The following is a 13042-nucleotide window of genomic DNA, read 5'->3' as shown; positions in this document are numbered from 1 at the left end:
ATGTCGGCTATCCCCGTATCGTCCGACGCGGACTCGCCCCGCGGGACCGTTGCCCGTGCCTCGCGCATACTCAAGCTGATCGCGGAGTCGGGCGAACCCGTGCGCATCACCGACCTCGCATCCGATCTCGGCCTGGCCGTGAGCACGGTGCACAGGTTGTTGCAACTGCTGCGCGCCGAAGGCCTGGTGTCGTTCCACCCCGACACTCAACGCTATGACGCCGGGCCCGGCCTGCATCGCCTCGCGTCCTTGCTGGCCGCCCGATACGGCCTGGCCGACTTCGCCCAGCCGATCCTGGACAAGCTCGCTGCAGCCACAGGAGAGACCGCCCAACTGGGCGTGTATCTTCCGTCGTTGCGAAAGATGAGCATCGAGGCGGTCACGCCGAGCATCCACCCTCTGCGCTTCGTTCTTCCGGTGCGCACGCCTCAGTCGCTGCTGTGGGGATGCTCAGGCCGATCGATCCTGGCGTTCCTGCCCGACGAGACGGTGCGCGCGATCTACGACGAAGAGGGCGACTCGCCGGCGAAGAACGCGGCCAAGCCGCCGTTCGAGGTCGTGCTGGCGAGGCTGGAGAGAATCAAGGAACACGGATGGGATCGTTCCAACGGAGAGAAGCTCGCCGAGTCGGTCGGGTTCGCCGCACCCGTGTTCGATGCGTCCGGTGTCGTCGGATGCATCGCGATGCCCGTGCCGGTATCGCGTTTCGACGAGAGGCACGCCCTGTCCTACATCCGCGCCGTGGTCGACGCCGCCGGGACGTTGTCGAAGGCGGTGGGACGATGAGCGACCAGCGTGATGAGGAAGCGTTCGCTCCCAGCACGAACCTCGTGCCCCTGCCCGGCGAAGAGCGAACCGAGGTCGTGTCGCTGCTCACGGACACCGCCGCCGACGCGGAGGCGATTCCTGAGCCGGCACCGCAGCTGCGGCGGGCGGTGGCAGCGTTCGAGACCCTGACGATCCTCGCGATCCTGGGGATCTTCCTCATCCAGATGGTTCAGGTGGGAGGACGGGCCATCAGCGTGCATGTCCCGCCGTGGTCGTACGAGCTCACCCGATTGCTGCTCGTGTGGATGGTGTGCGTCGGCGCGTTCGTGAGCTACTACCAGGGCACGAGCCTGTCGGTGCCCGGGCGCTGGCGTCCGCGCACCGTCTCCTACGAGGCTGCGGCGCTGCTGACTTCGGGGGCGTTGCTGTGGGCGGCACTGAGGTTCCTCGGCGTGCAGGGATGGGCGGTCGCCGCGTCGTCGCTGCTGGGCCTTCCCGCGGCCGTCGGCTACCTGTCCGTCGTCGTCTTCGCCGGGGGCGTCGCGGTCGTCGCCGTCGTGCGCATCGCCGGAATCATCCTGCGAAAGGTGCGCCGGTGATCATTCTTCTCGTCAGCGTCGCGTTGATGATCGTCCTCATCGTCATCGGGTTCGATGTCGCCCTGTCGATGATCGGCAGCACTCTGGTCTACTTCGCCCTGAAGATGCTTCTGCAAGGCGCCGATCAGTTCACCGTCGTTCCGCAGCTGATGGCCGATCAGTTGCGCTCCGATGCTCTCGTGTCCGTGCCGCTGTTCATCCTCATGGGCGCGCTCATGACCGTGAGCGGCATCACCACCACCCTCGTGCGGCTGCTCCTGTACCCGTTCGCCCGCCTCCGCGGACCGCTGGGCTACGTCAATGTCGCCGCAAACCTAGGGATGTCGGGAATGTCGGGCTCGTCGGTCGCCGACGCGGCCGCGACGAGCATGGTGCTGATCCGTCCCATGGTCAAGACCGGATGGCGTCCCGCTGAAGCGGGGGCGCTGACGGCCGCTGCGGCGACCATCGGCCCCATCACCCCGCCGAGCATCCCGCTCGTGCTCATCGGTGGTCTCGCATCCTTGTCGATCGGTCAGCTGTTCCTCGCGGGAATCGTGCCCGGCATCGCGGTGGCCGTCGGTCTGATGATCTGGGTCTACATCAGATCGCGGAGTCGGCCGAGGGTCGACGCGCACAAGGTGTTCGCGACCGCGCGCGTCGGTGCCGGCCGTGCGCTGCTGCAGGCCCTCGTGGCCGTGGCGACACCGCTCGTCGTCGTCGGCGGCCTCGTCAGCGGCGCGACGACCACGACCGAGGCGGCTGCTCTCGGGTGCGCCGTGTCCTTCCTGGCGCTGTTCACGGTCTTTCGGCCGCCGACGGGTCGTGCTCTGTGGGAGTCGTTCCGCGAAGCGGCGCTGAGCACATCGGCGATCCTCATCACCCTCGCCGGGAGCGCCGGTATCAGCTGGATGCTGGCACTGGAGGGCGTCGGCGACCACCTCGCCGTCGGGCTCGAGGCGCTCTCGTTCTCGCCGGTGCTGCTCTGGCTGACGATCATCGCCGGGCTGCTCGTGCTCGGCCTGGTGTTGGAGGCCGTCCCGCTCATATTCATCCTCGTGCCCGTCGTCTATCCGCTGCTGCCGGCCCTCGGGATCGACCCGATCCACTTCAGCATCGTGATGACCGTGGCGCTCATGATCGGCGCGATATCACCGCCGGTGGGCCTGAACCTGTTCGCTGTCTCGCGCACCGGAGACGTGCCGCTGGACGACCTGCTGCGCGCATCCTGGCCCTACGTCGGAGTGCTGGGCATCGTCACCGTGATCCTGGCCCTCGTGCCGCAGATATCGCTGTGGCTGCCCGGCGTCTTCTTCCCCCCTTCCTGACCCGCCTCATACCGATTCCGAAGCCGCGCTCGCTCCTCTCCGGCGCGAGCCTGTCCGAAAGGAAAACAATGCGCACAACAATGAAGTTGGCAGCCGCCGTGGGAACCGCTGCGGCCCTGACCGCAGCCCTGACAGGCTGCACGGATGAAGGCTCCACCACCGCCTCCGCCGATGGCGACGCCGTCGCCGACTGCATGCCGATCGCTCTCGAGGTGGCTGACACACTCACGGGCTCAGCCTGGGAGCAGGCGCTGAAGAGCTACATCGAGCGCGTGCAGGAGGGCACCGACGGACGTGTCATGATCCGGCTCCTTCCCGGAGGCCAGCTCGGCGGCGAGATCGAGATGGTCGCCCAGGTCAAGCAGGGCAATCTCGGTCTGGTCCAGGCCGGCTCGACGGGTCTCAAGGAGTTCTCGCCCATCTTCGTGCCCTATCTGTTCGACGACGCGAAAGCGATGGACTTCGCCACGAGCGAGATCATGCAGGGCTGGAAGGACGCGATCCGCGAGCGCGAAGGCATCCGGGTGCTCGCGGTCGAGTACTTCCCGCCCCGATGGATCACGTCCAACACCCCGATCCACAAGCCCGCCGATCTCAACGGCCTGAAGATCCGGGTGCCGGAGATCCCTGCTCTTGTCGAGGCGTTCGAGGCGTTCGGTGCGACGCCTGTGGCGTTGCCGTTTCCGGACACCTACTACGCCCTCCAGACGGGCGCGGTCGACGGACAGGAGAATCCGCCCAGCGTGATCGAGAGTGGAAAGCTGCAGGAGGTCCAGGACTACGTCGCGATCACCAACCATGCCCAGGGATTCAGATACCTGCTCATCAACGAGGACAGGTTCCAGAGCATCTGCGAAAGCGACCGCGCCGTGATGGAGGCCGAGGTCTCGCAGCTGGTCTCCGACCAGGAGGAGCAGCTGCGCGCGGAGAGCGACGCGCTGCTGGACGGATGGGTGTCCTCGGGTGCGGTGCAGATCACGGATCTCGACATCGCGGAGTTCGCCGGGGCCGTCGGCGATGCCGGATCGACGGAGGCCGAAGAGGCATGGGGCCCTGGAGTGCTCGAGCAGATCCGCGAGCTGTACGGCCCCAACAGCTGACGGGACCGGTGGCCGGCGACACCGGCCGTCGGCTCTTGCCCATCTCCGCCCAGAAAGGTCACTCGCAGTGAGAACAAGAGACTGGATCTCCACACAACAGCCGCGACGAGCCATCGGCGCGTTCGACGCGCTCAGCGCTCGAACCGTCGAGGCGGCAGGCGCCGACTGCGTCTACCTCGGTAGCTACGCGCTGACGGCCTCCTCGCTCGCGGCGCCCGACGTTGGGCTGCTCAGCTTCGGCGAGGTGCTCGCCATCGCGGCCCGCGCGAGCTCGGCGGTCACGGTCCCCGTGATTGTTGACATCGACGCGGGCTACGGGGGCCCCGCGAACGTCGCCCGCGCCGTGCGCGAGTTCGCGCGAGCCGGGGTGGCGGCCGTGCAGATCGAAGACCAGGTCAATCCGAAGAGGTGCGGTCATTTCGCGGGCAAGGAGGTGGTCCCGCGCTCGGACGCGGTGGCGCGGATCGCCGCTGCGGTCGACGCCGCCGGCGACGACATCGCCGTCATCGCCCGCACCGATTCGCTTGCGACGCATGGCCTCGACGAGGCGATCTGGCGGGTGCACGCGTTCGAGGCCGTCGGAGCGTCTGCGACATTCGTGGACGCCGTCACCGACCTCAGCCAGGTGCGCCGACATCGCGACGCAGTGAGAGGGCCCATCGTCTTCAACGCTGCGGATACCGGAGTGAGTCCCGCCATCTCGCTGCGCGACGCGCGGGAGCTCGGCGTGGGGTTGGTGCTGTACCCGGTGCAGGTGCTCTTCGCGGTCTGGCGCGCCGCCGAAGGCGAGGCCCGCCGCCTGCTCACCGACGCCGACGATGCGGTCGAGGTCGGCAATCGCGGTCGTGACTTCAGTGCCCTCAACACGGCGCTGGGCCTTCCGGCGTTGCAGAGCTGGGAGATGCGTCTGACCGCTGACGCGGAGGACGTGGCATGAGTCGTCCGGTTGCGGTCGTCACGGGCGCATCGTCGGGGATCGGACGCGCGACCGCGCTGACCCTCGCGGCACGCGGGTACGATCTCGCTCTCGTCGCGCGCAGCGGCGGGTCCCTTGCCGCCGTGGCGGCTGCGGCGGCATCGAATGGTGCCGGCTGCGCGGTGATCGTGGCCGACCTGTCCGTGCGAGGAGCGAGCGAGGCGCTCTTGAGACAGCTGGGGAACGTGGCACCGCGGGCCTTGGTGCTGGCGGCCGGTGCGAGTGTGGCGGCTCCGCTGGGCACGGACCGAGAGAGCTGGGACGCAGCTCTGGAACTGATGTTCCATTCCCCGCGTGAGCTGGTCGAGGGCATTCTGCCCTCGATGCCCGAGGGCGGCCGCATCGTCTACATCGGAGGGGTCGTCGAGCCCGGCCCGCAGCCGAATGCGTCGGCCGCGGCGAAGACGGCGTTCACCGTGTGGCTGAAGGGCGTGGCCAACGCCGTCGGCGAGCGCGGCATCACCGCCAACACGATAAACCCCGGCCGTGTCAGCACCGCCCAGATCCTGGAACGTCTGCATCCCGATCCCGTCGCGCGCGAGGAATGGGCGCGCGAGCGCATCCCCTTGCAGCGATTCGGGGAGGCGGAGGAGGTCGCCGCGCTCGTGGCGTTCCTCCTCTCGCCAGAGGCGTCCTACCTGACCGGCGCGATGATCCCGTTCGACGGAGGCATGAGACGATGGCCGTTCTGACCGGAACCGATGCTCGAACGATGCTCGACAAGATCTGGGACGACCATCTCGTCGCCGCGGGTGCGACGCCCGCCGAGCCCGATCTCGTATACGTCGACATGCACTATCTGCACGAGATCACGAGCCCGCAGGCGTTCGGCGGCCTGGCCGCCGCAGGGCGGGCGGTGCGTCGCCCGGACCTCACTTTCGCCACGGAGGACCATAATGTGCCCACGGACGGCCTGGGCCTGCGCAACGCATCCGTCGCTGCACGCGAACAGATCATCGCGTTGCGTCGGAACGCGGGGAGGAGCGGGGTTCATCTGGCGCAGTTGGGCGCGCCCGACCAGGGCATCGTGCACGTCATCGGTCCCGAACAGGGCCTGTCGCAGCCGGGGTCGATCATCGTGTGCGGTGACAGCCATACGTCGACCCACGGCGCGCTCGGTGCGCTCGCGTTCGGCATCGGCACGAGCGATGTCGAGCACGTGCTGGCGACCCAGACGATACGGTTGCGGCGGCCCCGGAGCATGCTGGTCGAACTGTGCGGACGGCCACGGGCGCGATTGACGTCGAAGGATCTGGCGCTCAACCTGCTGGCGACGCTGGGAACCTCGGCGGGCCAGGGCTTCGCGATCGAATACCGCGGCGAGGTCGTGACCACGCTGTCGACCGAGGCGCGGATGACGCTCTGCAACATGACCATAGAACTGGGGGCGAGGGCAGGGATGATCGCTCCGGACACCGTCACCCTGGACTATCTGCGGGCCAGGCCGTTCACCGCCCAAGTGGACTGGGACGAGGCGGCCGCCCTCTGGCTGTCGTACTGCTCGGATGAGGGCGCAGCGTACGACCGGCACGTCCAGGTCGACGTCTCCGGCTTCGCGCCGTTCGTCACCTGGGGCACGAATCCCGCGCAGGGCGTGCCGATATCGGGCTTCGTGCCGGACCCGGCCTCGATGGAGGACGGGCCTTCGCGCGCTGCGGCCGAACGGGCACTGGACTACATGGGCCTGGCTCCCGGCACGGCCATGCGCGATATCCGCATCGACTCCGTCTTCCTGGGATCGTGCACCAACAGTCGCATCGAAGACCTCCTCGAAGCCGCCGAGGTGCTCGTCGGCCGCCGGGTCGCGGAAGGGGTGCGGATGCTGGTCGTTCCCGGTTCCGAGGCGGTGAAGCGCCGGGCGGAGGAGCTGGGCCTGGATGCGGTGTTCCGTGCGTCCGGGGCGCAATGGCGTTCATCGGGGTGCTCGCTCTGCGTGGGTCTGAACAACGACGTCGCCGCACGCGGGGAGCGCATCGCCTCCACGTCGAACCGCAACTTCGAGGGCCGGCAGGGTGCCGGCGCACGCACGCATCTGGTGGCTCCCCGCGTGGCGGCCGCCACCGCGGTGGCGGGACGTCTGGCTTCGCCAGAGGATCTGGAGCGACTCTGATGCGCCCGTTCACCCAGCACTCCGGCATCGCCGCACCGCTGCGGCGGAGCAATGTGGACACCGACCAGATCCTCCCGGCCCGCCATCTCCAGCGCGTCCAGCGCGATGGGTTCGGTGAGTTCCTCTTCGCGCGTTGGAGAGAGGATCCGGATTTCGTGCTCAATCAGGAGCGGTTCCGCACGGCGTCCATCCTCGTCGCCGAGCCCGACTTCGGGACGGGCTCCTCGCGCGAGCACGCGGTGTGGGCGATCCAGCAGGCGGGATTCCGGGTCGTGGTGTCAGAACGCTTCGGCGACATCTTCCGCGCCAACTCGGCGAACGCGGGTCTTCTGACCGCCGCGCCGGCGGAGAGCGATGTCGAGCGGCTCCTGACGTGGCTGGAGGGCGGCGGCGGCGTCGAGGTGCATGTCGATCTACGCGCCTGCGTCATCGATTGGGGTGCGGGAGCGGTTCCGTTCGACATACCCCGCGATCACCGTCGACAGCTCCTGGAGGGACGCGATGCCATCGAGCAGTCGCTCGCGCATCTGGACGAGATCGAGGCATACGAGGCCAGGCGTAGCCCGGTGCGCCCGTTCGTCTCTCGCGTTCGGTCGGTCGTTCCCGACCGGACCGACGACGCACGCACACCTCGTCGGTCCTCGAGCGACGGTTCTCCGGACGGCCCGGTGGAGGGATGACGTCCACCGCCTCGCTCATCCGGGGAACGGCCTGTCGACGGCCCCCGGCCCGGACGAGCCGCTGATCGGGGGGATCTGCTCGAGCTTCCACAGCAGGAGGCCGAGATGGTTCTCCGTTCGGGCGGAGCCGGTGGCCCATCCGTCGCCCAGAAACCGCTCGATGCGCGACAGGCGGTAGTAGAGGGTGCTCCGGTGGATGTGCAACCGGGCGGCCAGGTCTGCGGCGGACGCCGTCGTCTCCATATATGCGAGGGCGGAGTCGACGAGCTCGGGCGCGGCCGACCCGAGGTCTGCGATCGCCGGCGCGACCGAGTGCCGCATCTCGGAGAGAAGCCGCGCCATCTGCCAGATGCCGCCGGGCTGCCCGACGACGTTCCTCGGTGCGGGGGAGGCCACCGCCATCCGGGAGGCGAAGTCGGCGTGCCCGAGCAGCGCAGCGCCGTCGGTGCCCAGCATCCCGGCAGGGCTGACGCCGGCGACGCGGGGTGATGTGAGCGCACGCTCCAGATGCTCCTCGCGCACGAACGCGACGTGCGCCCTCGGGACCCGGTGCCATGCGATGCGGTGCTCGTTCAGCCAGCGCTCGAACGAGTCGTCGTCGGAAGCCTGTTCCCGGCCAGGGCGTGGGCGGAAGACCACCACGTTGCCTCGCTGCCGCGCGGCGGGCGCGTCGTCCGGCCCGCTCGATCCGAGGAGGATCGCGTGGACGAGCGGCTCCATGGTGGGCTTGGGCCGCCGACCCAGCAGGCTCATGAGCTCGGCGTCGCGCTGCATCCGTTCGCCGATGCGGTGGAGCACATCCGATCGGTCGGCATCGGTCGGGATCGGCTGAAGCGCCCATACATATCCCAGGGCGCGGCCGTTGCCGCGAATGGGCACGCACCATCGCCGGTGCTGCATGCCGAACGCCGCACGCGGAAGGAGGATGAACGGCTTCTCACGGTGCGCGAAGCGCAGATCGTCCGCGAGCATCTTGCCCCCCGGCTGCACGCGACGCTCCATCACGGTCACGCGGCGATTGGCGTCCACGCCGCCGGAGTGGGCGCTCGCGGCGAGGAAGACCATGTCGGCATCGGTGAGGACGGTGGGCATCCCGGAGGCGTCGTACGCCAGATCCGCGGTGCGCTGCAGCACTTCCCTGTCCACGGGCTCCTCCCCTCGTCGCGAGTCGCGTGGCCGATCAATGGTGAGCGAGGACGGGCCGGCACCCCCGCCAGATCAGCTTCTCCCCCTGGTGCGACCATGGCAAGCCTTCTCGGACAGATGTCTGATCGCGGCGAGGGAGATCGCACGCCTGTTCGATGCGCCCGGCACGCCCGTCGTCCTACGGTCGTCTCCGTCACCCGACCGACGACCCAGGAGAAGATTCCATGCATCGACGCCCGAAGGCCCTCACCCGCGTCATCGACGAGGGGCGGCACCCCGTCGGCACGTGGGTCCAGATGGACAGTCCCGAGACGTGCGAGCTTGCCGCGGCCGCCGGCTTCGACTTCGTGCTGATCGACATGGAGCACGGCACCTTCGACGTGACATCGATGGCGGGCATGATCCGCGCGGTGCAGGCGGGCGGGTCGACGCCCGCCGTGCGCGTCCCCGTGAACGAGACCTCGATCATCAAGCGGACGCTCGACGCCGGGGCGGCGATCGTCGTGGTGCCGGGCATCACCTCGGTCGACGACGCCCGCCGCGCGATCGCCGCAACCCGCTACGAGCCGCTCGGCACCCGCGGCTCGTGCCCTGTGTCGCGGTCCACCGACCACGGCCTGCGGCCCTGGGACGAGGTCGTCCGTGAAGCCCACGAGGAGGTCGCCGTCTGGCTGCTCGTCGAGCATCCGGGCGCCGTCGATGCCATCGACGAGATCCTCGCGCTCGCCCCCGACGGCATCATGCTGGGGCCGTTCGACCTGTCCATGTCGATGGGTCTGCGGGGGGAGTCGGCGCACCCCGACGTGCGCGCTGCGCTCGGTGCCGTGGTGCGCGCGGCGTCGGCTGCGGGCGTCGACTCCGTCGCCGTGACGGTCGACGACAACCCGCTCGGCGGCGCCGCAGCGGCCGGGTCGTGGTACGAGGAGGGGTGCACGATGTCCACCGTCCTCATCGATCGGCTCACCCTCGCCGCCGCGTACCGCGCCGCGCTCACGGCGATCCGGAACACCCACTGAGAAATCCGCAGAAAGAGACCACGGTTCAATGACGAATCACACCGACGTCGGCATCCCGGCGCCTACCCTCGCACGCACTCCCATCCGCCACGTCGTCGCCGCAAGCCTCACGGGCACCGCTCTCGAGACGTATGACCTCTACCTGTACGGCACCGCTTCCGCGCTGATCTTCGCCCCGCTGTTCTTTCCCGCCGCCGACCCCACGGCGAGCCTGCTGCTGTCGCTGTCGAGCTTCGCGGTGTCGTTCGTCGCGCGACCGGTCGGGGCGATCGTGTTCGGGCACTACGGCGACCGGATCGGGCGGCGGACCATCCTCATGATCTCCCTGGTCATCATGGGGCTCGCCACGTTCGCGATCGGGCTGCTTCCCACCTACAGTGCGATCGGGGCGCTCGCCCCCGCCCTGCTCGTGCTGTTGCGCTTTCTGCAGGGCTTCGGGTTCGGCGGAGAGTACAGTGCCGCGGTGCTGATCATCGCCGAGCACGCTCCCCCCGCCAAACGCGGCTTCTACGCGGGTATCAACAACATCGGTCCATCCATCGGGTTCGTGCTGTCGACGTCGGTGTTCCTGCTGTGTCTCCTGGTCTTCTCGCCGGAGGACTTCCTCGCCTGGGGATGGCGGATCCCGTTCCTGCTGAGCATTGTGCTCGTCGGCGTGGGCCTCTACCTGCGGCTCCGCATCGAGGAGTCTCCCGTGTTCGCCGACACGGTCCGCGCCGGCGAGCGCCGCCGTGTGCCGTTCTTCGCCCTGTTCCGCCACTACCCGAGGCAGGTGCTCCTCGGCACCGGCGCCCTGATCTCGATGAGCGCGCTGTTCTACTTCTTCTCGGTGTACTCGTTGTCATACGGGACGACCGTCATCGGCCACGACCGCGGCACGATGCTCATCATCCTGATGGCGGTGATCGCCGTCAGTGGTGCGCTCATCCCGGTCTTCGCCCGCCTGTCCGACCGATTCGGACGTCGTGTGCTGAGCATCGGCGGCGTCGGGCTCGCCACCCTGTGGATGTATCCGATGATGTGGCTCATCGATACCGGCTCGCTCGGGGGACTGACGGTCGCGCTGCTCGTGCTCATGATCTTCTTCTCCATGTTCTACGGTCCGATGGCGGCGTTCCTCGGCGAGCTGTTCGGAACGAGCGTGCGTTCGACCGGCGTCGGCATCGTGTTCAACTTCAGCGCGATCCTCGGCGCAGCGATCACACCCCTCGTGCTCACCGCCCTCGTCGCCGCCGCCGGCGCATCGTGGCCGGTGCCCCTCTACCTCACGGCCATCGGGGTGCTGTCGCTCTGCTGCATCCTCGCGCTGCGCGAGACGAAGGACGTCGATCTGAGGATGGACCACACGGCGCCGCCGCAGCTCTCGTGACCGTCGGCGGAGGCGGCATCCGCTGACCCCGCGGCGCGCACTCGTCATCCCGCCCGAAGGGCTCCTGTGGTGACGAGTGCGCGCCGCTGTATGTCGTCACCGCGGCGCACGGCGCTGGAGATGCGCGGCCGAATCAGCATCTCACCAGGAAAAAAAGACGAAACCCCCGCGATGTAGAAGCTACGCGAGGGTTCCTGGGGTGAGTGTAATGACCACCCGTGTGGCTCCGACCGGCATCGATCCGGTGACCTTTCGATTTTCAGTATAAGATCGAGGGTAGGGATTGCGCGTAAAAACCCATGTGAACAGGATAAACTGGGGCGCACAAGGTCGTGCAAGGTCGTGACTATGGGTGTACTTCGGGTGTACTTCTGGGGACATCGAAGGAAGAAGGGCGTGATGGCGGAGAAGCAGCAGCGAGGCAAGGGCGAGGGTGCGATCTTTCAGAGGTCGAGCGGACTTTGGGTGGCGCGTATCGAGCTGCCTGCTGGGCCTGGAGGCAGGCGCCGCAAGGAGATCACGGCGACGACAAAGGACCGCCTCATGGAGAAGCTGAAGGAGCCGCGCAAGCAGTTCTACATCCATGGCGACCTGCCGTCCGCCTCCAAGCCCGTCGCCGCGTGGATGTCGTACTGGCTTGACAACATCGCGGCGAAGCGGGTGCGGCCGAACACTCTCGCCGGATACCGCTCCGTGACGAAGCAGATCACCGCCGCGATCGGCAACATCAGGCTTGACAAGTTGCAGCCCGCGCACATTCGCCGCGTCCACGACCACATCACTTCCGCCGGCGCGACGTCCACCTACGCTCTCAATGCGCACCGAGTGCTCGCACGTGCCCTGAAGGACGCAGAAGCAGAAGGGCTGATCGCGAAGAATCCCGCTAACGTCGTTGACGCGCCCAAGAAGTCGCGTACCAACCTCAGCGCCCTCACCCTCGACCAGGCCATCACTGTGATCCAGCGCGCCGTCCCCGAGCTCGACGGAACCACCGAAGAGTATGACCAGGAACACACCCTCTGGGCGTCCTATCTCCTCACTGCTGTGCGCCGAGGAGAGCTGCTCGGCCTTGAGTGGGACCGCGTCGGCGACGTCCTTGATCTGTCGTGGCAGCTGCAACGCATCACCGACATCTCGACCGCAGCACCAGACTATGAGTACCGAGAGCTCCGCGGCACTCTTTACTGGACCAGGCCGAAGACCTCCGCAGGGTGGCGGATCATCCCGCTCGTTGAACCGTTGAGGTCCATCCTTGCCGCCCACCGCGCTCGCACTGCTCCCAACGCGCACGGTCTCGTGTTCACCATTGGCGGTCAGCCGATCGACCCTGATACGGCGACCGGGATGTGGACGGCCTACGCGGCGAGCGTCACCACGCGCAAGGTCCGTCTGCATGACCTGCGCCACACCACCGTTGACCTCCTCCTCGAGGCCGGCGTGCCCGAAGACGTCGTCATGGAGATCGTCGGGCACTCGCAGGTTGCGGTGACGAGGCAGTACAAGTCGCGTGAGAAGTTGGTGCGCCGAACGGCAGCGATGAACCAGCTGTCCGCACTTCTCGGCTACGAACAGCCCGCCCTCGAAAGCTAGCTGCCCCCGCCGGAGGCGAAGAATGCGAACCACACCACGCTCGAGAAAGCGATGATCGCGAGTGTGAGGTATCCGAGCACGAGGCCCGTGATCGCCTGCGCCTTGCCGGTGTTGTTCAGACGCTTCGAGCCGGCAAGGCCGATGTGGCCGAAGGTGATCGCGAGAAGCGTTGGGATGAACGCAACGGTCCCCGCCACCAGTCCGAAGAAGGGTATGGGTGCCCAGATCCCGATGGCGAGCGCGACGATTCCGAGGATCATGCCTGCGATCGCGGAACCGTTGACCGGCGGCTTCTGGATTTGCACGTAGGTCACGGGCGGCTGGTAGCTCATGGCGAGATCGTATCCGTTTCTACTCATCACATCACTTGTTCCTTGTGGT

13 protein-coding genes are annotated in these 13042 nt (G+C 67.8%); 11 read left to right on the top strand and 2 right to left on the bottom strand.

The genetic code is table 11. The features are described from left to right. The 8 genes from AOA12_RS20025 (at window position 1) to leuD (ending at window position 7540) form a co-directional block, all read left to right on the top strand. On the top strand, window positions 1-786 hold the full coding sequence (locus AOA12_RS20025) for an IclR family transcriptional regulator (RefSeq protein WP_054686518.1): 786 nt from the start codon (window positions 1-3) through the stop codon (window positions 784-786). Further along, the gene (locus AOA12_RS23725; RefSeq protein WP_054686517.1) at window positions 783-1367 is read left to right on the top strand and encodes a TRAP transporter small permease; all 585 of its coding nucleotides are present in this window, start codon (window positions 783-785) and stop codon (window positions 1365-1367) included. The genes AOA12_RS20025 and AOA12_RS23725 overlap by 4 nt, the downstream gene beginning before the upstream one ends. Then, window positions 1364-2674: a TRAP transporter large permease gene (locus AOA12_RS20015; protein WP_054686516.1), complete on the top strand. Its 1311-nt coding sequence runs from the start codon at window positions 1364-1366 to the stop codon at window positions 2672-2674. The genes AOA12_RS23725 and AOA12_RS20015 overlap by 4 nt, the downstream gene beginning before the upstream one ends. Next, window positions 2641-3774 carry a TRAP transporter substrate-binding protein gene (locus tag AOA12_RS20010; protein ID WP_156366613.1) on the top strand — a complete coding sequence of 378 codons (1134 nt, stop codon included), beginning with the start codon at window positions 2641-2643 and terminating at the stop codon, window positions 3772-3774. Before AOA12_RS20015 ends, AOA12_RS20010 begins: the two co-directional genes overlap by 34 nt. 67 nt (window positions 3775-3841) lie before the next feature. Next, entirely contained in the window at window positions 3842-4711 is an 870-nt protein-coding gene (locus AOA12_RS20005) for an isocitrate lyase/PEP mutase family protein (RefSeq protein ID WP_054686514.1), read from the top strand. Next, entirely contained in the window at window positions 4708-5442 is a 735-nt protein-coding gene (locus tag AOA12_RS20000) for an SDR family oxidoreductase (protein WP_054686513.1), read from the top strand. Before AOA12_RS20005 ends, AOA12_RS20000 begins: the two co-directional genes overlap by 4 nt. Before the next feature lie 20 nt (window positions 5443-5462). Beyond that, window positions 5463-6860, top strand: a complete 1398-nt coding sequence (leuC, locus tag AOA12_RS19995; RefSeq protein ID WP_231637140.1) for a 3-isopropylmalate dehydratase large subunit — start codon at window positions 5463-5465, stop codon at window positions 6858-6860. Further along, window positions 6860-7540, top strand: a complete 681-nt coding sequence (leuD, locus tag AOA12_RS19990; RefSeq protein ID WP_082406411.1) for a 3-isopropylmalate dehydratase small subunit — start codon at window positions 6860-6862, stop codon at window positions 7538-7540. Before leuC ends, leuD begins: the two co-directional genes overlap by 1 nt. A gap of 15 nt (window positions 7541-7555) precedes the next feature. Here leuD and AOA12_RS19985 read toward each other — a convergent pair whose 3' ends face one another. Beyond that, entirely contained in the window at window positions 7556-8686 is a 1131-nt protein-coding gene (locus AOA12_RS19985) for a helix-turn-helix domain-containing protein (RefSeq protein ID WP_156366612.1), read from the bottom strand. A 224-nt stretch (window positions 8687-8910) separates the two neighbouring features. Between AOA12_RS19985 and AOA12_RS19980 the strand changes: the two genes are divergently transcribed. The 3 genes from AOA12_RS19980 (at window position 8911) to AOA12_RS19970 (ending at window position 12661) form a co-directional block, all read left to right on the top strand. After that, complete coding sequence (locus AOA12_RS19980; protein WP_054686510.1) at window positions 8911-9702, top strand: HpcH/HpaI aldolase family protein; 792 nt, start codon at window positions 8911-8913, stop codon at window positions 9700-9702. 28 nt (window positions 9703-9730) lie between these two features. Then, window positions 9731-11071: an MFS transporter gene (locus tag AOA12_RS19975; protein WP_082406409.1), complete on the top strand. Its 1341-nt coding sequence runs from the start codon at window positions 9731-9733 to the stop codon at window positions 11069-11071. A 399-nt stretch (window positions 11072-11470) separates the two neighbouring features. Beyond that, complete coding sequence (locus AOA12_RS19970) at window positions 11471-12661, top strand: tyrosine-type recombinase/integrase (protein ID WP_197281004.1); 1191 nt, start codon at window positions 11471-11473, stop codon at window positions 12659-12661. Here AOA12_RS19970 and AOA12_RS19965 read toward each other — a convergent pair. Beyond that, window positions 12658-12993, bottom strand: a complete 336-nt coding sequence (locus AOA12_RS19965) for a DUF4190 domain-containing protein (protein ID WP_054686508.1) — start codon at window positions 12991-12993, stop codon at window positions 12658-12660. The genes AOA12_RS19970 and AOA12_RS19965 overlap by 4 nt on opposite strands. Between the last annotated feature and the right edge of the window lie 49 nt (window positions 12994-13042).

The organism is Microbacterium sp. No. 7 (genome assembly GCF_001314225.1).
GTDB lineage: Bacteria > Actinomycetota > Actinomycetes > Actinomycetales > Microbacteriaceae > Microbacterium.
The sequence above is the reverse complement of the archived record's forward strand: the minus strand, read 5'-3'. Positions and strand labels throughout refer to the sequence as shown.

Excerpts from the sequence above, each read along its gene's own strand:
- AOA12_RS19965 (WP_054686508.1), bottom strand. The coding sequence starts at position 12,993 with ATGAGCTACCAGCCGCCCGTGACCTACGTGCAAATCCAGAAGCCGCCG.
- leuC (WP_231637140.1), top strand. The coding sequence starts at position 5,463 with ATGCTCGACAAGATCTGGGACGACCATCTCGTCGCCGCGGGTGCGACG.
- AOA12_RS19980 (WP_054686510.1), top strand. The coding sequence starts at position 8,911 with ATGCATCGACGCCCGAAGGCCCTCACCCGCGTCATCGACGAGGGGCGG.
- AOA12_RS19970 (WP_197281004.1), top strand. The coding sequence starts at position 11,471 with ATGGCGGAGAAGCAGCAGCGAGGCAAGGGCGAGGGTGCGATCTTTCAG.
- AOA12_RS20000 (WP_054686513.1), top strand. The coding sequence starts at position 4,708 with ATGAGTCGTCCGGTTGCGGTCGTCACGGGCGCATCGTCGGGGATCGGA.
- AOA12_RS23725 (WP_054686517.1), top strand. The coding sequence starts at position 783 with ATGAGCGACCAGCGTGATGAGGAAGCGTTCGCTCCCAGCACGAACCTC.
- AOA12_RS19975 (WP_082406409.1), top strand. The coding sequence starts at position 9,731 with ATGACGAATCACACCGACGTCGGCATCCCGGCGCCTACCCTCGCACGC.
- AOA12_RS20025 (WP_054686518.1), top strand. The coding sequence starts at position 1 with ATGTCGGCTATCCCCGTATCGTCCGACGCGGACTCGCCCCGCGGGACC.
- leuD (WP_082406411.1), top strand. The coding sequence starts at position 6,860 with ATGCGCCCGTTCACCCAGCACTCCGGCATCGCCGCACCGCTGCGGCGG.